Source organism: Aurantimicrobium photophilum, from assembly GCF_003194085.1.
GTDB lineage: Bacteria > Actinomycetota > Actinomycetes > Actinomycetales > Microbacteriaceae > Aurantimicrobium > Aurantimicrobium photophilum.
In genome coordinates, this window is the sequence record NZ_CP023994.1 from 21,946 (window position 1) to 42,620 (window position 20,675).

Sequence of the window (20,675 nt, forward strand, 5' to 3'; positions counted from 1 at the left end):
TTCAGAGGGCTGTGACGGGATAGATTGGGTACATGGCCGATGAGACTTTAGATCCCATGGTGCAGTTCCTCACGCCCGAGGGACACTATGCCCCCAGCGCGAGTGCAGAAGAGTTTCTGCCCTATTTCCAGCGCCTGACTGAAGCAGACCACCGCAAGTTCTACCGCGACATGGTCGTCATTCGCCGCTTCGACACCGAAGCAACCAACTTGCAGCGCCAGGGTCAGCTTGCTCTCTGGGTTCCTAGCCACGGTCAAGAAGGTGCGCAGGTAGGTTCTGCACACGCGACCAAGAAGCAAGACCACATCTTCCCCGCCTACCGCGAGCACGCTATTGGCATGATTCGCGGCATCGATGTCTTGGAAATCATTCGTGTTCTCCGCGGCCTGACGCACGGCGGTTGGGATCCCACCCTGCCTGAGCATGGCAACTTCCACATCTACACACTCGTGATTGGTTCGCAGGCACTGCACGCTACCGGTTACGGCATGGGCATCAAGTTCGATGGCGCAACCAACACCGGGAACCCCGACACTGACCAGGCCGTCATTGTCTACTTCGGTGATGGTGCAACCAGCCAGGGTGACGTCAGCGAGGCGCTCGTCTTCGCTGCCAGCTACCAAACTCCTCAGGTTTTCTTCGTCCAGAACAACCACTGGGCTATCTCAGTGCCTGTCAGCACTCAGGCACGCGTTCCTCTCTACAAGCGCGGAGAAGGCTTCGGTATTCCGGGTGTTCAGGTCGACGGTAATGACGTCTTTGCTAGCTACGCAGTTACCGCGAAGCAGCTCGATGACGCTCGAAGCGGCAAGGGCCCCAGCCTGATTGAGGCTCACACCTACCGCATCGGTGCTCACACCTCGAGTGATGACCCCACGAAGTACCGCACCGATGCTGAGTTGGATTCATGGATTGCCCGCGACCCCATTTCTCGCATGGAAGCATTCCTGCGTAACGCGGGTGCCCCGCAGTCCTTCTTTGATGAGGTTCACCAAGAAGCTGCTGACTTCGCCAGCGATATTCGTCGCCGCACCATTGAACTGGAGAACCCAGATCCTTCGAGCATGTTCAACCACGTGTACTCGGAACCACACCCTTTGATGCAAGAGCAGAGTGCATGGCTTGCCAACTACGAAGCGTCCTTTGATGAGCAGGGAGGCGGTCACTAATGGCTATTGAAAACCTTCCTTTAGGTAAAGCAATCAACCTCGGTCTTCGCCAAGCAATGTTGAACGACCCCAAAGTCATCCTCATGGGTGAAGACATTGGAACCCTTGGTGGTGTCTTCCGCGTGACCGAAGGTCTTAAGACCGAATTCGGCGCAGACCGTGTTCTCGATACCCCTCTTGCAGAGTCGGGCATCGTGGGATCCGCCATCGGTTTGGCCATGCGTGGCTACCGCCCCGTGGTGGAAATCCAGTTCAACGGTTTCGTTTACCCCGCCTTTGATCAGATCACCAGCCAGCTGGCGAAACTGACCAACCGTCACGAGGGTGCCATGCAGTTCCCCGTAGTGATCCGTATTCCTTACGGCGGTCACATTGGTGCGGTTGAACACCACCAGGAAAGCAACGAGGCGTACTTCCTCCACACCGCAGGTTTGCGTGTGGTCAGCCCCAGCAACGCTCACGATGCCTACTGGATGATTCAGGAAGCCATTGCATCGAACGACCCCGTCATTTTCTTCGAGCCCATGAGCCGCTACTGGCCCAAGGCAGATGTGGATACTTCGGCCTCCAACTTCCCCCTTCACGCCAGCCGCGTGGTTCGCCCCGGCAATGACGTCACCGTCATTGGCCACGGAGCGATGGTCAGCGTTCTCTTGCAGGCTGCAGAAGTTGCCGCAACCGAGGGAATGAGTCTGGAGGTCATCGACGTTCGCTCGCTTTCGCCCATCGACTACGCACCCATTCTTGAATCGGTGCGCAAGACCGGTCGTTGTGTCATTGCGCAGGAAGCTCCCGGCAACGTGAGCCTCGCATCCGAGCTTGCCGCAACGATTACCGAGAAGGCGTTCTACTCACTCGAAGCACCCGTGCTGCGCGTGACCGGTTTCGATACCCCCTTCCCTCCAGCAAAGCTCGAGGCCATCTACCTACCCGACTCGGACCGCGTCCTTGACGCAGTCGACCGAGTGCTGAGTTACTAGGAGTGACCAGATGACGGTGTCTAAGTTCTATCTCCCCGACGTTGGCGAAGGTCTCACCGAGGCAGAAATTGTCTCGTGGAAGGTCAAGCCAGGTGACTCGGTCTCCATCAACGATGTCCTCGTTGAGATCGAGACTGCGAAGTCTCTCGTTGAGCTGCCCAGCCCCTATGAGGGACAGGTTGGCGAACTTCTTGCCCAAGAAGGCGAAACAGTTGAAGTTGGCACCGCCATCATCACCATCGCAACCGCCGGCCACTCCATGCTGACCTCTCCCACACCCACCCTCGCTCAGGCAGCGATGGCGAATGAAGTATTCGTCACCGCTGACAGCGAGATCGACGGGGCTGTTGACGCCAAAGAAGAAGGTTCCGGAAGTGTTCTCGTTGGCTATGGCGTTGGTGGTCATGCTGCGACGCGTCGTCGCCGTGGCGGTAACGCACCTGCACCGACTCCTCCCGCAGCACCTGCTGTAGTAACCCCAATTCCTCAGGCAGTTGCTCCTGTACCTGTTGCCAAGCGCCCTGCGTCGCTGCCTGTCACCGAAGCAGTTCCCGTTATTGCCAAGCCCCCTATTCGCAAGCTTGCCAAAGACTTGGATGTGAACCTCGCAGAGGTGGAAGCAACCGGTCTTGCAGGCGAGATCACGCGCGATGACGTGATTCGTCACGCGTCTCAGGCCAGCGTTTTCCGCAACATCCAAACACCTGAGTGGCCAGAAGAGCGCGAAGAGCGCATTCCGGTCAAGGGTGTGCGCAAGGCCATCGCGACAGCGATGGTGCAGAGCGCATTCACTGCTCCTCACGTTTCTGTGTTCGTTGACGTTGATGCCACCCGCACCATGGAGTTCGTCAAGCGTTTGAAGAACTCTCCAGACTTTGCGGGTGTGAAGGTGTCGCCACTGCTGATTCTGGCCAAGGCCATCATCTGGGCAGTGCGACGCAACCCCACGGTTAACTCCACCTGGACCGACAAAGAGATCATTGTTCACCGCTATGTGAACTTGGGTGTTGCTGCTGCAACTCCACGTGGCCTCATTGTTCCCAACGTGAAAGACGCTCAGGAAATGAGCCTGCTTGAGCTGGCTCAGTCTCTGGAGCAGCTCACTTTGAATGCGCGTGACGGCAAGACCTCACCTGCAGACATGGCTGGCGGAACCATCACGGTTACCAACATCGGTGTGTTTGGTATGGACACCGGAACCCCCATCTTGAACCCCGGTGAAGTGGGCATCTTGGCCCTCGGAACCATCAAGCAGAAGCCCTGGGTTGTTGACGGAGAAGTTCGTCCACGATTCGTCACCACGTTGGGTGCCAGCTTCGACCACCGTGTTGTTGATGGTGACGTGGCAAGCCGTTTCTTGGCTGACGTTGCCAGCGTGGTTGAAGAACCCGCTCTGCTGCTCGACTAAATACGAAGATATGTATAGCTAGATATACATGTTTCTAAAATATGTATAGTTTTTGCAAAAAAATATACATATGTCCGAATTTCAGATAACATTGCTACATGCAATGGAACCCAGATCTGCCGTATAACAGCCTTCCATTGTTGCCTCCTGCCACAGAGATTGAGACCAAGCAGGTATTGAGGGCCACCACCGAGGCTCGCGCAGCACTAGCAACACTGAATCAAGTCGTCAGGTTTATTCCAGAGCCCGTTATTTTGTTGAACGCACTCCCTCTCATTGAGGCACAAGCCAGTTCAGAGATTGAAAATATCTTGACGACGCGTGATGATCTGTTTCAACATTTTGAAAACGAAACGATTTCATCAAGCCCTGAGCTGAAAGAAACGTTTCGATATCGCAGGGCAGTATTTTCTGCAATTGACTTTTTAGATACCCGACCATTGAGTTTTTCAGTAGCTCAGTATGTGTGCTCAGAAATAAAAAATCGACAAATGGACATTCGCACGTTGCCGGGAACTTTTATTGGCAATGCAACAACTGGAGCTGCTGTTTATACGCCACCTGAGGGTAGAGACGTTCTTCACTCATTGATATCCAATTGGGAAGAGTTTTTACATTCGACAACAGAGCTAGATCCCCTCATCGCAATGGCGGTGATGCATTACCAGTTTGAAGCAATACATCCCTTCAGCGACGGTAATGGTCGTACCGGCCGAGTGCTCAACATCCTTTTTCTGCTCGAAAAGCGGTTACTGACTTTGCCAATCCTGTATCTCTCGCGGTTCATCATTACCCACAAAGAGGAGTATTACTCCAAGTTGCTCGCTGTGACACAGAATGCAGCGTGGGAAGAGTGGATTCTGTTCATGCTGAATGCGGTGAGAGAAACGTGTGAGAGAACGACAGACCTCGTGGAGGAGATCTTTAGTCTCTACAACACCTATGTGGCACTTTTCCGTGAGGTTCCTGGTGTTCGTAATGACCCGTACTTAGTGAATGTTTTGTTTGCCAAACCTTTTTGCAGAATTTCAGATGTGGTTGAAAAATGTGGTGTCACACGACTGACTGCAACCAAATGGCTTGAGTCGCTTCAACAAGCAGGGATATTAGAAGATAAAAAGGTTGGCAGGGATCGAATCTTCATCAATAGAAGGTTCTACGACATTCTGCGAGAAATCTAAGTCCCGGGACTAAAGAGAATCGAAGAAGGCCACCCAGATGGCCAAACCGACAATCAGGACACCTCCGGTGCCCTGAACAATGGCAAGACGTTTCACGTCCTTCGCGAACCAGTCTCTGGCTAACCCTGCACCGATGGCATACATCGAGTCACTCAAGATACCGATGATCTCGAAGATGATACCGAGGATCAGAAGTTGAAGCATGACATTGCCCTGCTTCACATCCACAAAGCCAGGAAGCACTGCCGTGAAGAACACCATGGTCTTTGGATTACTCAGGCCAACGAAGAAGCCTTCACGTAATGTCTTGAACTTGGATTGCGGAGCACCCGTGGCATCCACATCGAAGCCGTGGTCTTTGCGGTGACGGAACGCTTGAATACCCAGGTACGCAAGATAGGCAGCACCAAGATACTTGATGCCGTAAAACAAGAACTCTGAGCTGGCCACGATGGCACCCAAACCCAGAACTACTGCGATGAGCCACACCAAGGTGCCCATCGCATTACCCACCACGGTGAGAACACCGGCGCCCTTGCCGAGGGCAAGCGAGCGCCCGACGGCAAACATCACCGAGGGGCCGGGGATCAAAATGATCACCAGCGCCGCGATGCTAAACGCGATGAGGTTCTCAATGGGAGGCATGGGCTGAATTAGTTACTTTCCAGCACAGCCATGGCGGCGTTGTGGCCACCAATGCCGGAGACAGCACCACCGCGACGTGCACCAGAACCACAGAGCAAGACCCCTGGGTACTCCGTTGCCACTCCCCAGCGCTTCGCGGGAGTGGAGAGGTCATCTCCATCTTCAACCCACGGCCAGGAGAGCAGACCGTGGAAAATGTTTCCGCCGGTCAGGTTGAGGGCATCTTCGAGGTCGAGGGTGGTCTTGGTTTCAACACACAGGTCACCGTTGGCATCGCGCAACAGCACGTCTTCGATGGGCTCTGCCAGAACGCTGTTGAGTGATCGCAAGACAGCTGCTTGCAACTCAGCACGGACAGCATCGTTGTTCTCGCGGTTCACCAGGGAGTGAGGTGCGTGGATACCAAAGACGGTCAGGGTCTGAGCACCAGAAGCACGGAGCTCGGGGCCCAAGATACTGGGGTCACTCAGCGAGTGGCAGTAAATCTCACAGGGCAGGGTCGAAGGAACCTTGCCCGAAGCAGCTTCGTCAAACGCAGTCTGCAGCTGAGAGTAGCTCTCGTTGATGTGGAATGTTCCACCGAAAGCCTGTTCAGGAGTGACGTTAGGGTCAGCCAGCTTGGGCAGACGCTTGAGCAACAGGTTCACCTTGACCTGAGCTCCCTCTGGGCGAGAAGTAGATTCAGGCGTTTCGCCCAGAAGTTCAGAGAGAACCCAGGGTGAGACATTGGAGAGAACCCAAGGCGTTGTCACCTCAGTAGCAACGCCATCCTTGCTGTAAAAAACGGAGGCGGCTTCGCCGGCCTTCTCGGCAGGTGCGATAGCGGTGACTTCAGCTTCGGTGACAAGAGTTGCACCAGCTACGCGAGCAGCGCGTGCAATCTCACCCGAGACGGCACCCATGCCACCGACAGGAACATCCCAGTCACCTGTTGTGCCACCAATCACGTGATACAGGAAGCAGCGGTTCTGATCCAAGCTCGCATCGTGGGGAGCCGAGAAGGTTCCGATGATGCCGTCGGTGTAGACAACACCCCGAGCGATCTCACCCTGGATGTCGCGTTCAATAACTTCACCCAGAGGACGCTCGATGAATTCATCCCAGACAGCGTCGTCACCGACGATGGCCTTGGCCTCGGAACGAGTGACGAGCGGTTCAGTCACAGAAGGCCACAGTGCCTTGGCCAACGTGATGGTCTTGGCATAGAACTTCTCAAACCCGGCAGCGTCTTCTGCTTCACCAATACGAGAGAAAGAAGACGCAGTCGCAGCAGAGTCCTGGTTGTCCACGAGCAGACCCACCTCCGGGTTGTCAGGAACGGGAGTGTAGGAAGAATAGCGGCGACGAATGAGTTTCACGTCGAGACCGAGGTCCTCGATGATCTTCTGGGGCAGCAAGCTGACCAAGTAGCTATAACGAGACAGGCGGGCATCCACACCCTCAAATGCCTGGGCAGAAATAGCAGCACCACCGAGGTGATCGCTCTTCTCCAGCACGAGGACAGACCGGCCAGTCTTAGCGAGATAGGCAGCGGCAGTCAGACCGTTGTGACCACCACCGACGATGACGACGTCGTAGGCTTCTTTGCTCATAATCCCAGCCTAGTGGGGACGTTCGGGGGCGAACTATTGGCGATAAATCAAACGCGACATCACGATAGAAGTTCGCGTGTGGTCCACATTGGGTGCATTGCGAACTGCCTCAAGCGCATCTTCCAAGCTGGCAATGTTGTGGCTGCGCATGTGAACAATGGCATCAGCACTTCCTGAGACAGTTCCAGCATCCACGACGTCAGGAACTCCCTCTAACAAGCGACGAAGTTCATCCGGTGCGACCGTGCCACGGCAGAACAACTCGACATAGGCTTCCGTCTCCAAGCCCTCCACGGAGGGGTCAACGTGGATGGTGAAACCACGGATCACACCGTCTGCCATCAGGCGGTCAACACGACGTTTTACCGCTGAAGCTGAGAGCCCGATGACTCCACCAATGTCTCCATAGGCGGCTCGAGAATTCTGACGCAGTTGATCAATGATGCGACGGTCCAAGTTGTCCATGACATGAGCTTATTAGCCGTTCAAAATAGATGCGTTTAGAAGACCGCCCAAGCCGCGCTTGGAAAAGGTAAAGCATAAGTTATCCAAATGTTCGGATTGAAGAGGAATGAATCCTCTACCAGATATCTCCAACATGGAACTTAGCTCTAATTAGTAGCGAAGAAGCTTTGCAAATGGAAACCTGCAATTTGAATTCACCAAAATCCGCAATGGTTCCATTGTGATTACTGATACCCCCCAGTGCATGAATATTCCTCGTTCAACTCCAGTATTGAATAAGGAAATGATGCGTGAGGAACAATGATGTCCAAAATTAGATCTTCTGCTGCCGATTTAATCCGGCAGGTCGTTTTTGATGGCGCAACAATCGCCGTAGGTGGGTTCGGACTCAGTGGGAATCCTACTGATCTGATTGAGGCGGTGCGTGATTCAGGTGCTACTGATTTGACCATCGTCTCCAACAACATGGGAGTGGACGGGAAAGGCCTCGGCATTCTGTTGGAGAACAAGCAGGTTAAGAAAGTTCTCGCTTCCTATGTGGGAGAAAACAAACTCTTTGCTGAGCAATATCTCAACGGAGCGCTCGAGGTGGAGTTTGTTCCTCAGGGGACTCTGGCCGAACGTATGCGAGCTGGTGGTTCTGGGATTCCTGGGTTTTATACAAAAACGGGAGTAGGTACTCCTGTTGCCGAAGGCAAAGAGCACAAAGAGTTCGACGGAGAAACGTACATTCTTGAACGTGGCATTGTGGCTGACCTTTCTCTAGTTCATGCCTACATGGCTGACTCAGAGGGCAACTTGATTTATCGTCACACTGCACGAAATTTCAATCCCCTCGTGGCGCAATGTGGCCGAGTAACGGTTGCCGAAGCTGAAGACATCGTGGAGGACTACCTCAACCCCAACATGATTGTCACACCCGGAATTTTCGTTCAGCACTTGCTGCAGTCCAATCCCCGGGTCAAAGCCATTGAGCAGCGGACTGTACGACCCCAGAAAATTTCAGAGGTGGCATAAATATGGCTTGGACAAGAAACGAGATGGCAGCCATTGCTGCCCAAGAACTCAATGACGGTGACTACGTCAACCTGGGAATCGGTATTCCTACATTGGTGGCAAACCATCTTCCCGACGGAGTGCGGGTCACTTTGCAGAGCGAAAACGGACTTCTGGGTATGGGGCCTTTCCCCTTTGAGGGAGAAGAGGATGCAGACCTGATCAATGCGGGTAAGCAAACTGTCACTTTGCTCCCTGGTGGCAGCTATTTTGACTCGGCGACTTCGTTTGCCATGATTCGCGGCGGCCACGTTGCCATTGCCATTCTTGGAGCAATGCAAGTCTCTGGCAATGGCGACTTAGCTAACTGGACTATCCCGGGCAAACTCGTCAAAGGGATGGGCGGTGCAATGGATTTAGTTGCTGGAACTCCACGAGTAATTGTTGTGACGGAACATGTAGCAAAGGATGGCACCCCCAAGATTGTGGCTGAGTGTGATCTGCCTCTCACCGGTGCAAAGTGCGTGGATCGAATCATCTCCGATATCGCTGTCTTCGATGTCACATTAACCGGACTAGTACTCCGAGCGACAGCTCCTGGAGTCAGCATTGAGGACGTTACTGAACAAACAGGCGCTTCATTCACCGTCGAACTAGCCGCATAGATTAAGAAAAGAGAGCTGTTGTGTCTGTTCTGATTGTCGGATATGCCCGCACCCCCTTTACCAAAATGAATGGTGCGCTATCGAGTGTGAGTGCCGTGAGCCTTGGGGCACATGCCATCAAGGCCGCACTATCCAACGCAGGTATCAGCCCAGAATTGGTGGATCTCGTCTATGCGGGGCAAGTACTTCAAGGTGGCGCTGGTCAGAACCCTGCACGTCAGGCTGCGGTTCAGTCAGGCATCCCGTTGAGCACACCCGCCATGACGCTCAACGCAGTGTGCCTCTCAGGAATCGAAGCAATCGCTGCCGGTGTTCGCTTGATTGAGTCAGGCGAAGCTGACGTCGTCGTGGCCGCAGGCCAAGAGTCAATGTCTCTTGCTCCTCATGCGTGGGTTGGTTCACGTGCCGGTAAAAAGTATGGCCCAGTTACGATGATTGACACCCTCGAATTCGATGGCTTGACTGATGCTTTTGAGCTTCGTTCGATGGGGTCTTCCACCGAAGATTACATTTCACCCCTCGCAATCACACGGGCAGATCAGGATGCTGTAGCAGCACGTTCCCACCAACGAGCATTTGCCTCTGAAGTGTTCTTGTCCGGGGAGATTGCTCCTTTTGAGATATCCACTCGAAGTGGGACAGTGACACTAACCAGCGACGATGGAGTCAGACCAGAAACCACGGAAGAGTCATTGGCCAAGTTACGACCCGCGTTTGGCACGGAAGGAACCATCACCGCCGGTAATTCTTCCCAGCTCACTGATGGTGCAGCGGCGGTTGTCTTGATGAGTGACAAGGCTGCGTCAAATGCAGGGATCCCAGGAATTGCAAAAGTGTTGTCTACAGCATTCGTTAGTGGACCGGACTATTCACTTCATTCACAGCCCTCAAATGCAATCAAAGCAGCTTTAGCAAAGGAGAAGTTACGCACGTCAGATCTCTCAGCTGTAGAGATCAATGAAGCCTTCGCAGCGGTGGGTGTTCAGTCCACGCGAGACCTGAACATCAATTCAGCCTTAGTGAACATTCATGGAGGGGCAATCGCCTTAGGGCACCCTATTGGGGCCTCTGGTGTTCGTATCGTGGGGCACCTCGCTCGCACCCTCAAGGATTTGGGAGCAGGCAAGATCGGAGCAGCCGGCATTTGTGGCGGTGGCGGTCAAGGGTCCGCAGTGGTTCTCGAGGCACTCTAATGTCTCGCGCAGACCGCTTCACTGGCAAGGTTGTTGCCATTACGGGAACCGGTGGGGGACTGGGCAGAGCGGCTGCATTGAAGTTTGCGTCAGAGGGCGCCATCATCGCTGGTTGTGATTTGAACGAGACGGCCAATCAGGAAACTGCAGAACTCATTCGTACTGCTGGTGGAACGATGTATTCAACTGCACCAGTTGATCTCACAAATGAAGTAGCAACGACGCGATGGATCAACTCTGTCGTCGAAGATTTAGGCGGCATTGATGTGCTGTTTGCGAATGCGGGTGCTACTAAGTTCAACCCAATCTCTGAAGTCAGTCTGGACGAATGGCATTTTGTTTTAGCCCATGAGCTTGATGTGGTGTTTATCCCCGTCAAAGCAGCGTGGGGAGCTCTGAAGAGCTCACAAGGGAACATTGTTCTAGTGGGTTCAACGGCGGGTGTGACGGGTTCAGTAACCAACACAAGGATTGCTCATAGCGCTACCAAAGGCGGAGTTATTGCGATGGCCAAGCAACTAGCGGGTGAGGGCGCCCAATTCGGTATTCGCGCAAATTCGGTCAGTCCCGGCATGGTTGCAACGCCTGCAACCGCGAAAGATTTACTTGCCCCCGATCACCCTATGGCAAGCATTGCGCAACACATTCCGCTCAAACGAGTGGGAACAGTCGAAGAGATCGCTAACTGTGTTGTGTTCCTTGCCAGCGAAGAAGCTGCGTACGTCACCGGTGCCAATTTAATGGTTGACGGTGGCTGGTCTGCAGTACTTCCTGGCTAGTTACTTCTTGGGACGTTCCCCTTTGGGCCAAACTCCCTGCTTTCCTGCATTGAGGATTCCTCGAGGGTCAACGGCATCTTTGAGAGTCGTGATGAACCTACGCAGTGAGTGATCGTTGAAGTCATAGGCATCTGAAATGCGGTCCATGAAAGCAGGGTGTGCTCGGTAGGGAGCAAAGCCAGCCGCATCAGCCTTTTCGATTAGTTCAGCGAAAACAGTATTGATAAGTGCTTGTTCTTCGAGGTTGGACTTATCGAATGCAAGAAGGTTCAACATGATGGCGTGACGACCGAACATCGTGAACCCACCAACATGGTCGAGGCCATAGCTGTTGACAGTCTCTTTCACGAGATCCACAAGGCGCTGTGCCTCTGAGCCACGAGTGGTAGCAACCACTGAGAAGTCCGTATGAGCAGGTTCTCCACCTCGCCATGCAGCCATCTGGATAAGGTCACCTGAAGGGATACCCAACTGTCCTCGATCGCCTGGGTGAGCGGTTTCGATGGTGACTGTGTCGTCGTAGTAATGAACGCTCATTTTCGCATCAGGAAGGTTCGAACTCACTGCTGCTTCGACTGCGGCGACTTTTGCCTTCACGATTGCGTCGTCTCCGTAGATGCCAAATTTGGCGTTCCATATTCCGACGCCAATTTTCTCAGTAACGGCTTTAATTGCTTCGAAAGGCATGGGGCCCTCGCCTTGAAAGATTGCAGCACGAGGCATGATGCCAGATGCAACAGCAAGACCAGAGCCAATAATGACGTTGGAGTCAATAGTGTTATTGAGCTGAAGCGGACGGATGGTGTCGACCAAATCGGCAAGGCCCTCTTGGGTTGCTGCTGCAACCAAGATCGCTGCCGTGGTTTCTGGCTTTGGGAGAAGCCAAATTCCAGCTTGAGTCACAATTCCTAAATTCGACTGTTGAAAAAGACCGATGACGTCAGGACCGTTCCCACCTTTGTAGACATATGTGGCGTTTGATTCAGCGTCGGCGCCCATGCCGGTTCGCATGAGTTCTCCCGTAGGAAGAACTACTTCGAGGCCACAAAGGTACTTTGAGTGCTCGCCATGTGCTGAGTATCCAAAACCACGTTCGAGGGCATTGCCAATAGGACTTCCGTAGCCAAGATCTGGAACAGAAGCCCAGTACGGAAGGTCATTTTCGCGAAGGTATTCATACAGTGCGAAGAAACTGACACCAGGCTCGACAACGATGTATCCAAGTTCAACGTCAACAGAGACAATCTTGTTCATGCGACCAAGGTCTAGAAGCCAGTCAGTGGAACGACGAGGCATCGCTCCGCCGTACCCAAGATTGCGACCACGAGAAACCACCCAAAGTCCAACACCAAGCTCATTTGCTGCTTTGACAATAGCTTGGACTTCGGAAGTATTCGCGGGAAGAACGGCTCCGGGCGAGACAGCTTTGTAATCAGGATCGAAAGCGTAGGGATCGCTGTGGCGTGCTTCAAAGCCTTCAGTTTCTGGGGTGAGAACATTCTCATCACCAACGATTGCTGCAAAAGCTGCCTGAATAATCGACATTGCTGAACTCCCTTTAAAACTGGGCACCCTTGCCCTGTTCTATTTATAGCTGGAAGAAGTGAGTTGTTGTACTCTCTTCCCCCGATGCCTTCATACCAACTGGCTATACCTCGGAGGTCTTTTCCCAATGGACATCAAATGGCTCCAGCTTGGCTGCGAACTTTCGTAAGTGATGCTCTAAAACATCTTTGACGATGGCGAGGGTTTCTTCGTCGTGAGCTTGTGCTTCAAGAACCAGAGTCTCTGTCTGAGGCAGGATTTTTCCTTCACCGGTGCGAATCTTGGCCTGCCAGCCGCCCTCGATCTCTGAAACCTCAGTTTTGTGGGAGATGTGTGAGGCAAGCTGCTTGCCGTAGCGTTCGGGGCGCTCGATGGAGATGTCTGCGTGTTCGGAAAGCGTAAAGTCTGACATGTACTTATTCTCCTTGGATTATGTCTAGACAGGGGAAAACGGAGACGCCCACGACTTTGCTGGTGTGGGCGCCTCGGTCTTACTCGACTGAACTAGGACAGTTCAGCGAAAGTTTCTGCAACCCAGTCAGCGATGTAGCCGGCAACATAAGGCATGTTGTCGATGCTGATGTGTTCAGTGCCACCTTCGGGCTCATCGAAAATACGCAGTTCACGCTTTGAGCTGTTTACAGCCTGATCGTAAGTTTGCTGCGCGTACTTCACGTTGATCTGGCGGTCGTTAGCACCGTGAGTAATCAAAAGCGGGCAGGTAATCTTCTCGGCAACACCATTGAGGTGCATGTCCTTGGTGACCTCCATGAAATCGTCGATGTTGTCGACATTCCATACCCAGAATGCGTGTTCCCAGTAGTGAGGTACAGGGTTTTCACCTTCACGGTTACGGCGACCTTGCTGAACCTCAGCCCAGTTGTGGTTTGCACCCCACGCAACAGCCAACTTCACGCGCTTCTCGAATGCTGCAGCACGAGGGGCGTAGTAACCACCCAATGACCAGCCCACGAGTCCAATCTTGTCGCTATCAATACCGTCTATGCCTTCAGTGAAGTCAATGATGGCGGAAGCCCAAGCTTCGGTGTCGTGACGAGCAGTGAGTCCGCGCAGACGCAGGGCCTCACCTGAACCTGGTGTGTCCACCATCAGGGTAGAAATGCCGCGTCGGGCAAGCATCTGGGGGAAGCCCGAGTAGTACATCATCTCTTTGGTGGAGTCGAAACCGTTCCACTGAATAACTACAGGGGTGGGCTTACCATCCAGGCTCTCGGCCTGGTAGAAGTAGCCGGGCATGTGCGAACCCTCATAAGGTATTTCGACACGTGTCATCGGCGCGCCACTGAGGTCAACGTGCTTCTGAAGCAGGTCCATGCTCTTCTGGTAAGCAGCCTTGCGGCCTTCCCACGTTGGGGACTGGAGTCGCTCTGACTGTGAAACGTAAAGGGAAGAACGGTAATACTTATCTCCTGCACCAATGATGCGCCCACGCTTCTCATCGTCCTCTGCCGAGGCAATCAGACGGTCGGCTACTGCAACCCAGGCAGCGTAGAGTTCCTCAGTTCCTGCGTCGTCACCATTCTTAGATGCTTCGAGGACAGGCTTGCACGCACGGTCTACCTCGTCGATGAATCCTCCGTTGTTGAGAGTTGCGACGACGGCAAGACTCCAAACGTAGTTTGTGGGGAAGTACATATACATTTGCTGTGTCCTTACTTTGAGTTCTGCTGTGAGTTTTTGATGAGATCTGACATGTATTTGACACCTGCCGAAGAGGTGAAGCCACCATCAATAGGTATTTCTGCGCCGTTGACGTAGGAAGAAGCGTCTGAGATGAGGAATGCCACAACTGCGGCAACTTCTTCGGGCTGGCCTGTTCGTTCTTGTGGTGTGAGCGCCAGTTGTGCATCCGTCATGATGGCTGGAGCCGCGGCCATCATGGGAGTTTCGATGTATCCCGGGTGAACAATGTTTGTTCGAATCCCGCGAGGACCAAATTCTGTAGCGGTTACATGTGTTAAGCCGCGAAGCGCCCACTTGCTCGAGGTGTAAGCAGCGGTGTAATGAGCGTTGAGAGCAGCGGCTGATCCCACGTTCACAATAGAAGAGCCAGGTCCCATTAACGGAGAAATTGCTTGAATACCCAACATTGGCCCGGCTGTATTGATTGCGAAGACTCGGTTCCAGTCTTCAAGCTTGACTTCGCCAATACGGCCTCGGAAAGGGATTCCCGCGTTATTGACCAAACCCTGAACGCCGTTACCCAGACCTACAGCAAAGTCAGCAACGTTGACCCAGCCTGACTCAGCCGCGACATCAAGTTGCTGGTAATACAGGGTTCCGGGAAGTCCTTCAGCTGCTGAGAGTAAAGATTCAGGTGCAGCATAGACAATGTCGGTAGCAATGACAGTTGCACCTGAGGCTAAGAGCACAAGAGTTTCTGCAGCGCCCTGGCCGCCGGCGGCACCCGTAATCACGACAGTTTTACCTGCAATACCAGGAATTTCTAGAGGTTTATTCATGAGCCAACTGGTCCCTTGCGGTCGAGCAGTTCGATAAGGTTTCCCTCAGGATCTGCAACAAATGACATACGAACACCAGGTTCTGGCGACTGCTGAGGCGCCATTCGTTCAGTTGCCCCTGCTGCAAGCAGTTGGGCATGTAATGAATCAACGCCCTCAACCCGGAGGCAGATATGACCATAACCTTGTGTCAGTAATGCTTCTGCTGGGCTTGACGCCTGCAATCCGGAGCGTGAACCAGACCGCTGTAAGAGTTCAATCGCTATCCCTGAGGGGCTGGTCAGAAACATCCCACGAAGTTGAAGTGATTCGACCTCAAAAGACGTATTCTGCTCCAGACCCAATGCGTTCGAATACCACGACGCTTGGGCGTCGAGGTCCGCAACACTGAGTCCTACGTGGTCAAGAAACATCACAAGACCTAGTCGTGAGGACCGTTGTGCATCAGTTGCGCGTCAGCAGGAAGTAGGTTCTTCAGTTCTGGCGTGTAAGAACCGTCAACCAAGATAAAAGCTACGCGGCAGACCTTTTCGCTCCGGTTAGCCCAAGCATGGTCAGTGCCACGCTGAACTACAACATCGCCAGCCTTGAGTGATACTTCGCTGTCATCCAGGACTAAGACAATTTCACCCTCGAGCACGATGCCGTAATCAATCGACTCGGTGCGGTGCACCGGTGATTGGTTGCCGATTTCGTTGATGAATCCAGGGAAGAACTCATTGATGCGAATCTTCGTGCCATTGGGTTCAGGTGGCACGCGGAGGGTGCGTTCTGTTGGCTCACTGGGTTCAACCGCAGAAACTGGTGCCGGCATAGCGTCTGTTTGCCAAATTTCATAGAAGCCAACACCGTCCTGAGGCATCACTCGATGCACAGGAACTGTTCCATCTGAGAGAACAACAGAAACACCGTTCTCGTCATGACCGGTAACAACACGTCGAGGGATGGTTCCCTCTGGAAGAATTGAGCTCATGAACAATCCTTATGCAGGCTGAGTGAGAGCACCGAGCGATTCACCCATGAGCTTTGCGGGATTCGCACCAGGAGTATCAGGGTGAATTTCCCACTCAACAAGCTGAAGTGAAGCATCGACAACAATCTTGACTCGAGGCTTACGACGTTCGGTGTATTCGGTAAGAAGGGTCTCCATGTCTCCTTCGCGCGTGACGTACTCAGCGAGCAAGTATGCGTCTTCAGAACATTGAGCAGCACCCTGAGCGATCAAGGGTGGGCATGCGTGAACGGCGTCACCGACCATGATGACACGACCCTGGTGCCAAGGCTCGTCATCTACGAAAAGCCATTCAATGGGCTGGAAGTTCATGTAATCGTCTTCCTGAATGTTCTCGCGAATGAAATCAAATTCTCCGTGGTAACCCTCGAGGAGGCGCTTCATTTCTTGAGCGTTGCTCAAACCGTTATCGGGACGCACTGGATCGGTGAGGACATAGGCGTAGCAGAGGTCTTCAGAGATCGGTGTGTACCCAGCCTTGTACTCAGGGCCTTCGTAGAAGACGGCAGACGAAGTCATTTCAGGGGTGCGCTTGGTAACCACTCGCCAGATGCCCAGTCCTGTGGCCTGCTTGTCATGCTTGCTGCCGAGCATCTTGCGGGTCTTCGATTTGATGCCATCAGCAGCGACGACAAGGTCAAAGTTCTCAGTCGTGCCGTTGTTGAAGGTGACATCGACAGAGTCTTCTTTGTTGACGAACGAGACCATTTCAGTTCCTAGACGTACCTCAACCCCGAGGTCGTGAATCATGTCTACGAGAACTGTCTGAAGGTCTGAACGCAACGCACCCATGGTGGAGGGAAGATCGGGCCCACCAGTGTGAGGCGCTTCCATGTGAACCAAGGTGTGGCCATCTGCGTGCTTGACGTTGAGATCATTAAAGCCCAGACCGTGTTCAAGCATGCGGTCGAGTGCGCCAATGTTTTGGAAAACCTTGAGGGCGTTACCTTGAACGGTAATTCCGTGGCCAACTCCATACCACTCAGGTGAAATCTCAATGAGCGTTACTTTGACGCCCTTTTGTGCCAAGGCAATGCTGGCAACCGTTCCGGTTACTCCGCCACCGATTACGAGGACATTCTTTACGGTCATGTCGATCCGTCTCCATTTCAAGCCATGCGTCGTTGCTGCTTATTTGTCACGCTATTGGCAGGAGAGAAAGCGGGGAAGTAACTAGCAGTGATGATAGCTATGCGGAACAGGCATAGTGCAACAGCCCAGCCTTAGTTATATGGCTAGTTGATTGCTGCAGGCGCTGTGCTGGTCAGGATGTTTCTCAACCAGACATGCGCAGGGTCAGTGTTGTGTGAGGCGTGCCACCACAGTGTCTGGATGATGACTACTTTGTCGAATGGAGTGGGTACACCGATGGTGTTTGAAGTGCTGGCAAATCGGTCTGCAAGTCGCTTGGGCACTATTGCCACAAGCTCTGTTCCTGAAACCACTGAGGGCAAGGGCATAAAGCTTGTCGTTTTCACGTGAGCTTCGCGAGAGAACCCAAGCTCTCTCAACTTTCTGTCAGCTGGGGTGAGGTGTGCTTGGCCAAAATCGCAGACAGCCTGGGGGAGGTTAGTGAATGCTTCCCAGGTCAACTGACCATCAACAAGTGCTGGATTGTCTTTGTCGATCAAGCAGACGTACTCATCCACAAAGAGTTCTGAGTGTTCTCCTTCAATACCGATTCCTGGAACAGCCGCAATGAAGTCATTTTTGAGCAGGTCACGCTGGCTGTCGGTCGGATTTGTCGGGAGAGGCAGAAGGTCAATCCGAATTTCTGGAGCGGCTAGGAGTGCCAGAGCAAATACATTTTTTAGTTCAAGCGCTGCGAAGTCGGACATCATCAAAGTGAAGGTCCGATAAGAAGTTTGAGGGTCGAAGGGGGCTTCGCTCCCCAGGGCTTGTTCAATCAGCGGCAACGTCATCTGTATCTGCGGGAGCAACAACCTCGCCAATGGAGTCAGCTCATAGTCTCGTCCAACGCGCACGAGGAGCTCATCGCCAAACTGCGTGCGCAAACGTGACAGGGCAGAGCTCATTGAGGACTGCCCCATTTGAATACGATCGCCAGCCCGTGTGACATTTGCTTCTTCGAGCAGTGCACGCAACGCAATAAGGAGGTTGAGGTCTTTACCTGCGAAGGTCATCTCAAATCCTTTCAAGCATCTTTGCGTTGTCGTCTGAAGTTCAAGGGTAACAACTGGAGATGCCAAGCCTAGCTCCAGCATGTATAGGTGGTATCACTACAACTAACTGGTGCAGTCAATCGTCTCCACACAGACTGGCAACATGACCGCGATTTATAAAGGGCTTGTTACCGTCTCCATGATCATTGCGTTGGGGGCCGTAGGGGTGCTCGGGCCATTTGGGACGGACATGTATTTACCCGCTTTCCCGGTGATTGCAGAAGACCTCCATACAACGGCGGCCCGAGTTCAAATTACGTTATCTGCATTCACTATTGGGATGGCTGTGGGGCAGTTGATATTAGGTTCACTTTCGGACAGATACGGAAGACGCAAACTCCTGCTTCTTGGAACAGCAACGATGGCAGTAAGCGCGGCAGTGAGTGCAAATTCACCAACTATTTCAGGCCTTGCAATTGGCTGTGCAGTTATGGGCATAAGCGCAGCCTCTGGGCTTGTAGTCGGGCGTGCTGTGGTGTCAGATCTCAGCAGCGGGCGGGAGGCCGCGAGGATTTTTGCGATTTTGGGATTAATCGCTGGACTGGGACCAATTGCTGGTCCATTGGGTGGCGCTGTTGCAATGGGCATCTTGGGGAATTGGCGGGGAATCTTCTGGCTGCTCGCAGCGGCATCCATAGTTATTCTGGTTTTGGTGTACTTCCTTGTTCCTGAGACACTCGCACCTGAGCGACGTCACGCTGGAGGTCTCATAGGGATGCTCAAAACAGGACTCCACGTAGTGAGAAATCGAAATTTCCTTTATTTCTCAATGACTTTGTGGTTTGGATTTGGAATGATGTTTGCCTACATCAGCGCTTCCCCTTTTATAGTTCAAAGCTTGTTGGGGTTTTCGCCTATTCAATACACACTCGTATTCGCCATCAATGGTGCTGGACTCGTTTTGACCGGTTTTTTCACATCGCGATTAGCGAAAGTTTGGGACCCCAATCGCATTATTCGTATCGGAGTTTCTATACAAGTTTCTGCAGGGCTAATTGTTTTGCTGATGGCGATAACTGGAATTGTCAATGCGTGGATTCTCTTACCCGCCCTTTTCGTAATGGCCTCGAGCATGGGGTTCATTTTTGGGCCTGCAACGGCACTTGCCCTCAGAGAAGTTCGGCAATCAAGCGGAACAGCACTAGCTATTTCTGGAGCACTTCAATTTATGTGCGCCGCTCTTGCAGCACCTTTGGTCGGTTTAGGGGGCAAGAACGCACTGTTTCCATTCGCAATAGTTGCCATGACTTATACATTGTTGGCTTTAACCGGACTCATTGCAGGAAACAAATATCTCAAGAATATTAGTCAGCTATCACCAACCCAATAGGTGGTATTCCAGCAGCTGAGTTCACACGTGACGACTATCGTCCTAGTCTCTAAATGAGCAAGAACTCACAGTGGAGTTTATGCAGCGAATTGAGGAGATCACCATGACGGTGCGCCAGCTTTCACACCTTCGTTACCTCGCTTTGGCAACACCAAAGTACGACGAGCAGCTTGAGTTCTACACGAAGCACTGGGGCTTGACACTAGTTCAAGAAGCCGATGGGGTCGCATACCTCGCAGCAGAAGGGTCTCCTGAACCTTTCTCGGTTCGCCTACGCCGCGGAGAAAAGCGCATCGATCTAGTTGCTTTCGGGGCACACACCCGTGCTGATGTGGACGCGCTCGCCGCAAAACTTCACGCCATGGATGTTCGGTTTGTTCATGAACCTCAGGAACTAACCCAGCTCGGAGGAGGCTACGGCTTCCGATTCTTTGATATTGATGGCCGCACCATTGAGGTTTCGACAGATGTTGAACTTCGTGAAAGCCGCAAGATTAACCCTCGAGAGCCTGTACCGGTCAAACTTTCTCATGTGGTTTTCAACACAACAGGTTTAGACAAAACCACTCAGTTCTATATTGATGCTTTGGATTTCGCAGTTAGTGACACTTTGGTGCACCCCCACATGGGCGACATGATGCACTTCATGCGTTGCAATAACGCTCACCACTCACTTGCAATTGCTCAAGGCCCACACCCTTCTTTGCACCACGCCTCCTTCGAGATGCGCGGCGTTGAGGAATGGATGCGCGGAACAGGCAAAATTCTCCGCTCTGGTGCTCGCATGGTGTGGGGACCTGGTCGCCACAATGCTGGAGACAACACTTTCGCCTACTTCATTGACCCCTCCGGGAACACGATGGAGTTCACCACGGAGCTCGCAGTAATTGAAGATGAAGACAACTGGCACCCCAGTAGGTTGGACGTGACTCAGGTCACTACTCAGGATCAGTGGGGAACTGCAAACGCAATGAGTGAGTTTGTAGCTCGTGAATCATTCAATGATGTCGACAACGGCCTTTTCGTAGCTCCTCCTGTCTAAAGGAACA

General features: G+C 52.9%; 21 protein-coding genes. 10 read left to right on the plus strand and 11 right to left on the minus strand.

The window, feature by feature from the left end:
* Positions 1 to 32: 32 nt before the first annotated feature.
* The 4 genes from AURMO_RS00135 to AURMO_RS00150 all read left to right on the plus strand — a co-directional run bounded on the left by AURMO_RS00135 (position 33) and on the right by AURMO_RS00150 (position 4,738).
* Positions 33 to 1,169, plus strand: a complete 1,137-nt coding sequence (locus AURMO_RS00135; RefSeq protein WP_110232588.1) for a thiamine pyrophosphate-dependent dehydrogenase E1 component subunit alpha — start codon at positions 33 to 35, stop codon at positions 1,167 to 1,169.
* Positions 1,169 to 2,149, plus strand: a complete 981-nt coding sequence (locus AURMO_RS00140) for an alpha-ketoacid dehydrogenase subunit beta (protein WP_110232589.1) — start codon at positions 1,169 to 1,171, stop codon at positions 2,147 to 2,149. Before AURMO_RS00135 ends, AURMO_RS00140 begins: the two co-directional genes overlap by 1 nt.
* A 10-nt stretch (positions 2,150 to 2,159) precedes the next feature.
* A complete protein-coding gene (locus AURMO_RS00145) occupies positions 2,160 to 3,557 on the plus strand; it encodes a dihydrolipoamide acetyltransferase family protein (protein WP_110232590.1) in 1,398 nt (465 codons plus the stop codon).
* Positions 3,558 to 3,655: 98 nt separating this feature from the next.
* Positions 3,656 to 4,738 (plus strand): Fic family protein, encoded by a 1,083-nt coding sequence (locus tag AURMO_RS00150; RefSeq protein WP_110232591.1) that lies wholly within the window; start codon positions 3,656 to 3,658, stop codon positions 4,736 to 4,738.
* 9 nt (positions 4,739 to 4,747) lie between these two features.
* Here the strand turns inward: AURMO_RS00150 and AURMO_RS00155 are convergent, their stop codons facing one another.
* From AURMO_RS00155 to AURMO_RS00165, 3 genes are read right to left on the minus strand one after another with little or no spacing between them, the layout of a single operon-like run.
* Entirely contained in the window at positions 4,748 to 5,383 is a 636-nt protein-coding gene (locus AURMO_RS00155) for a LysE family translocator (RefSeq protein ID WP_110232592.1), read from the minus strand.
* A gap of 8 nt (positions 5,384 to 5,391) precedes the next feature.
* Positions 5,392 to 6,975 (minus strand): phytoene desaturase family protein, encoded by a 1,584-nt coding sequence (locus AURMO_RS00160; RefSeq protein ID WP_110232593.1) that lies wholly within the window; start codon positions 6,973 to 6,975, stop codon positions 5,392 to 5,394.
* A gap of 33 nt (positions 6,976 to 7,008) precedes the next feature.
* Complete coding sequence (locus AURMO_RS00165) at positions 7,009 to 7,440, minus strand: Lrp/AsnC family transcriptional regulator (protein ID WP_110232594.1); 432 nt, start codon at positions 7,438 to 7,440, stop codon at positions 7,009 to 7,011.
* Between the two features lie 303 nt (positions 7,441 to 7,743).
* Between AURMO_RS00165 and AURMO_RS00170 the strand changes: the two genes are divergently transcribed.
* From AURMO_RS00170 to AURMO_RS00185, 4 genes are read left to right on the plus strand one after another with little or no spacing between them, the layout of a single operon-like run.
* Positions 7,744 to 8,457 (plus strand): CoA transferase subunit A, encoded by a 714-nt coding sequence (locus AURMO_RS00170; RefSeq protein ID WP_204163618.1) that lies wholly within the window; start codon positions 7,744 to 7,746, stop codon positions 8,455 to 8,457.
* A 2-nt stretch (positions 8,458 to 8,459) separates the two neighbouring features.
* Positions 8,460 to 9,101 carry a CoA transferase subunit B gene (locus tag AURMO_RS00175; RefSeq protein WP_110232596.1) on the plus strand — a complete coding sequence of 214 codons (642 nt, stop codon included), beginning with the start codon at positions 8,460 to 8,462 and terminating at the stop codon, positions 9,099 to 9,101.
* 20 nt (positions 9,102 to 9,121) lie between these two features.
* On the plus strand, positions 9,122 to 10,294 hold the full coding sequence (locus AURMO_RS00180; protein ID WP_110232597.1) for an acetyl-CoA C-acyltransferase: 1,173 nt from the start codon (positions 9,122 to 9,124) through the stop codon (positions 10,292 to 10,294).
* The gene (locus tag AURMO_RS00185; RefSeq protein ID WP_110232598.1) at positions 10,294 to 11,073 is read left to right on the plus strand and encodes an SDR family NAD(P)-dependent oxidoreductase; all 780 of its coding nucleotides are present in this window, start codon (positions 10,294 to 10,296) and stop codon (positions 11,071 to 11,073) included. Before AURMO_RS00180 ends, AURMO_RS00185 begins: the two co-directional genes overlap by 1 nt.
* Here AURMO_RS00185 and AURMO_RS00190 read toward each other — a convergent pair whose 3' ends face one another.
* From AURMO_RS00190 to AURMO_RS00225, 8 genes are all read right to left on the minus strand, one after another.
* The gene (locus tag AURMO_RS00190; protein WP_110232599.1) at positions 11,074 to 12,618 is read right to left on the minus strand and encodes an FAD-binding oxidoreductase; all 1,545 of its coding nucleotides are present in this window, start codon (positions 12,616 to 12,618) and stop codon (positions 11,074 to 11,076) included. It abuts the gene before it with no gap.
* A 103-nt stretch (positions 12,619 to 12,721) separates the two neighbouring features.
* On the minus strand, positions 12,722 to 13,030 hold the full coding sequence (locus tag AURMO_RS00195; protein ID WP_110232600.1) for a DUF2218 domain-containing protein: 309 nt from the start codon (positions 13,028 to 13,030) through the stop codon (positions 12,722 to 12,724).
* 92 nt (positions 13,031 to 13,122) lie between these two features.
* On the minus strand, positions 13,123 to 14,274 hold the full coding sequence (locus AURMO_RS00200; protein WP_204163619.1) for an alpha/beta hydrolase family protein: 1,152 nt from the start codon (positions 14,272 to 14,274) through the stop codon (positions 13,123 to 13,125).
* 17 nt (positions 14,275 to 14,291) lie between these two features.
* On the minus strand, positions 14,292 to 15,101 hold the full coding sequence (locus tag AURMO_RS00205) for an SDR family NAD(P)-dependent oxidoreductase (RefSeq protein ID WP_110232602.1): 810 nt from the start codon (positions 15,099 to 15,101) through the stop codon (positions 14,292 to 14,294).
* Positions 15,098 to 15,514: a VOC family protein gene (locus AURMO_RS00210; RefSeq protein WP_239406893.1), complete on the minus strand. Its 417-nt coding sequence runs from the start codon at positions 15,512 to 15,514 to the stop codon at positions 15,098 to 15,100. Before AURMO_RS00210 ends, AURMO_RS00205 begins: the two co-directional genes overlap by 4 nt.
* An 8-nt stretch (positions 15,515 to 15,522) precedes the next feature.
* Complete coding sequence (locus AURMO_RS00215; RefSeq protein WP_110232604.1) at positions 15,523 to 16,074, minus strand: cupin domain-containing protein; 552 nt, start codon at positions 16,072 to 16,074, stop codon at positions 15,523 to 15,525.
* Between the two features lie 9 nt (positions 16,075 to 16,083).
* On the minus strand, positions 16,084 to 17,205 hold the full coding sequence (locus AURMO_RS00220; RefSeq protein ID WP_110232605.1) for an FAD-dependent monooxygenase: 1,122 nt from the start codon (positions 17,203 to 17,205) through the stop codon (positions 16,084 to 16,086).
* Between the two features lie 143 nt (positions 17,206 to 17,348).
* Positions 17,349 to 18,257 carry a LysR family transcriptional regulator gene (locus AURMO_RS00225; protein ID WP_162532609.1) on the minus strand — a complete coding sequence of 303 codons (909 nt, stop codon included), beginning with the start codon at positions 18,255 to 18,257 and terminating at the stop codon, positions 17,349 to 17,351.
* 142 nt (positions 18,258 to 18,399) lie between these two features.
* On the opposite strand from AURMO_RS00225, the gene AURMO_RS00230 reads away from it, so the two are divergent.
* Entirely contained in the window at positions 18,400 to 19,626 is a 1,227-nt protein-coding gene (locus AURMO_RS00230) for a multidrug effflux MFS transporter (RefSeq protein ID WP_110232607.1), read from the plus strand.
* 79 nt (positions 19,627 to 19,705) lie between these two features.
* Positions 19,706 to 20,668 (plus strand): VOC family protein, encoded by a 963-nt coding sequence (locus tag AURMO_RS00235; protein WP_204163620.1) that lies wholly within the window; start codon positions 19,706 to 19,708, stop codon positions 20,666 to 20,668.
* Positions 20,669 to 20,675 lie beyond the last annotated feature (7 nt).

Excerpts from the sequence above, each read along its gene's own strand:
- AURMO_RS00205 (WP_110232602.1), bottom strand. The coding sequence starts at position 15,101 with ATGAATAAACCTCTAGAAATTCCTGGTATTGCAGGTAAAACTGTCGTG.
- AURMO_RS00170 (WP_204163618.1), top strand. The coding sequence starts at position 7,744 with ATGTCCAAAATTAGATCTTCTGCTGCCGATTTAATCCGGCAGGTCGTT.
- AURMO_RS00155 (WP_110232592.1), bottom strand. The coding sequence starts at position 5,383 with ATGCCTCCCATTGAGAACCTCATCGCGTTTAGCATCGCGGCGCTGGTG.
- AURMO_RS00175 (WP_110232596.1), top strand. The coding sequence starts at position 8,460 with ATGGCTTGGACAAGAAACGAGATGGCAGCCATTGCTGCCCAAGAACTC.
- AURMO_RS00160 (WP_110232593.1), bottom strand. The coding sequence starts at position 6,975 with ATGAGCAAAGAAGCCTACGACGTCGTCATCGTCGGTGGTGGTCACAAC.
- AURMO_RS00230 (WP_110232607.1), top strand. The coding sequence starts at position 18,400 with ATGACCGCGATTTATAAAGGGCTTGTTACCGTCTCCATGATCATTGCG.
- AURMO_RS00210 (WP_239406893.1), bottom strand. The coding sequence starts at position 15,514 with ATGTTTCTTGACCACGTAGGACTCAGTGTTGCGGACCTCGACGCCCAA.
- AURMO_RS00220 (WP_110232605.1), bottom strand. The coding sequence starts at position 17,205 with ATGACCGTAAAGAATGTCCTCGTAATCGGTGGCGGAGTAACCGGAACG.
- AURMO_RS00235 (WP_204163620.1), top strand. The coding sequence starts at position 19,706 with ATGCAGCGAATTGAGGAGATCACCATGACGGTGCGCCAGCTTTCACAC.
- AURMO_RS00145 (WP_110232590.1), top strand. The coding sequence starts at position 2,160 with ATGACGGTGTCTAAGTTCTATCTCCCCGACGTTGGCGAAGGTCTCACC.
- AURMO_RS00165 (WP_110232594.1), bottom strand. The coding sequence starts at position 7,440 with ATGGACAACTTGGACCGTCGCATCATTGATCAACTGCGTCAGAATTCT.
- AURMO_RS00195 (WP_110232600.1), bottom strand. The coding sequence starts at position 13,030 with ATGTCAGACTTTACGCTTTCCGAACACGCAGACATCTCCATCGAGCGC.
- AURMO_RS00200 (WP_204163619.1), bottom strand. The coding sequence starts at position 14,274 with ATGTACTTCCCCACAAACTACGTTTGGAGTCTTGCCGTCGTCGCAACT.
- AURMO_RS00135 (WP_110232588.1), top strand. The coding sequence starts at position 33 with ATGGCCGATGAGACTTTAGATCCCATGGTGCAGTTCCTCACGCCCGAG.
- AURMO_RS00140 (WP_110232589.1), top strand. The coding sequence starts at position 1,169 with ATGGCTATTGAAAACCTTCCTTTAGGTAAAGCAATCAACCTCGGTCTT.
- AURMO_RS00225 (WP_162532609.1), bottom strand. The coding sequence starts at position 18,257 with ATGACCTTCGCAGGTAAAGACCTCAACCTCCTTATTGCGTTGCGTGCA.
- AURMO_RS00150 (WP_110232591.1), top strand. The coding sequence starts at position 3,656 with ATGCAATGGAACCCAGATCTGCCGTATAACAGCCTTCCATTGTTGCCT.
- AURMO_RS00185 (WP_110232598.1), top strand. The coding sequence starts at position 10,294 with ATGTCTCGCGCAGACCGCTTCACTGGCAAGGTTGTTGCCATTACGGGA.
- AURMO_RS00190 (WP_110232599.1), bottom strand. The coding sequence starts at position 12,618 with ATGTCGATTATTCAGGCAGCTTTTGCAGCAATCGTTGGTGATGAGAAT.
- AURMO_RS00215 (WP_110232604.1), bottom strand. The coding sequence starts at position 16,074 with ATGAGCTCAATTCTTCCAGAGGGAACCATCCCTCGACGTGTTGTTACC.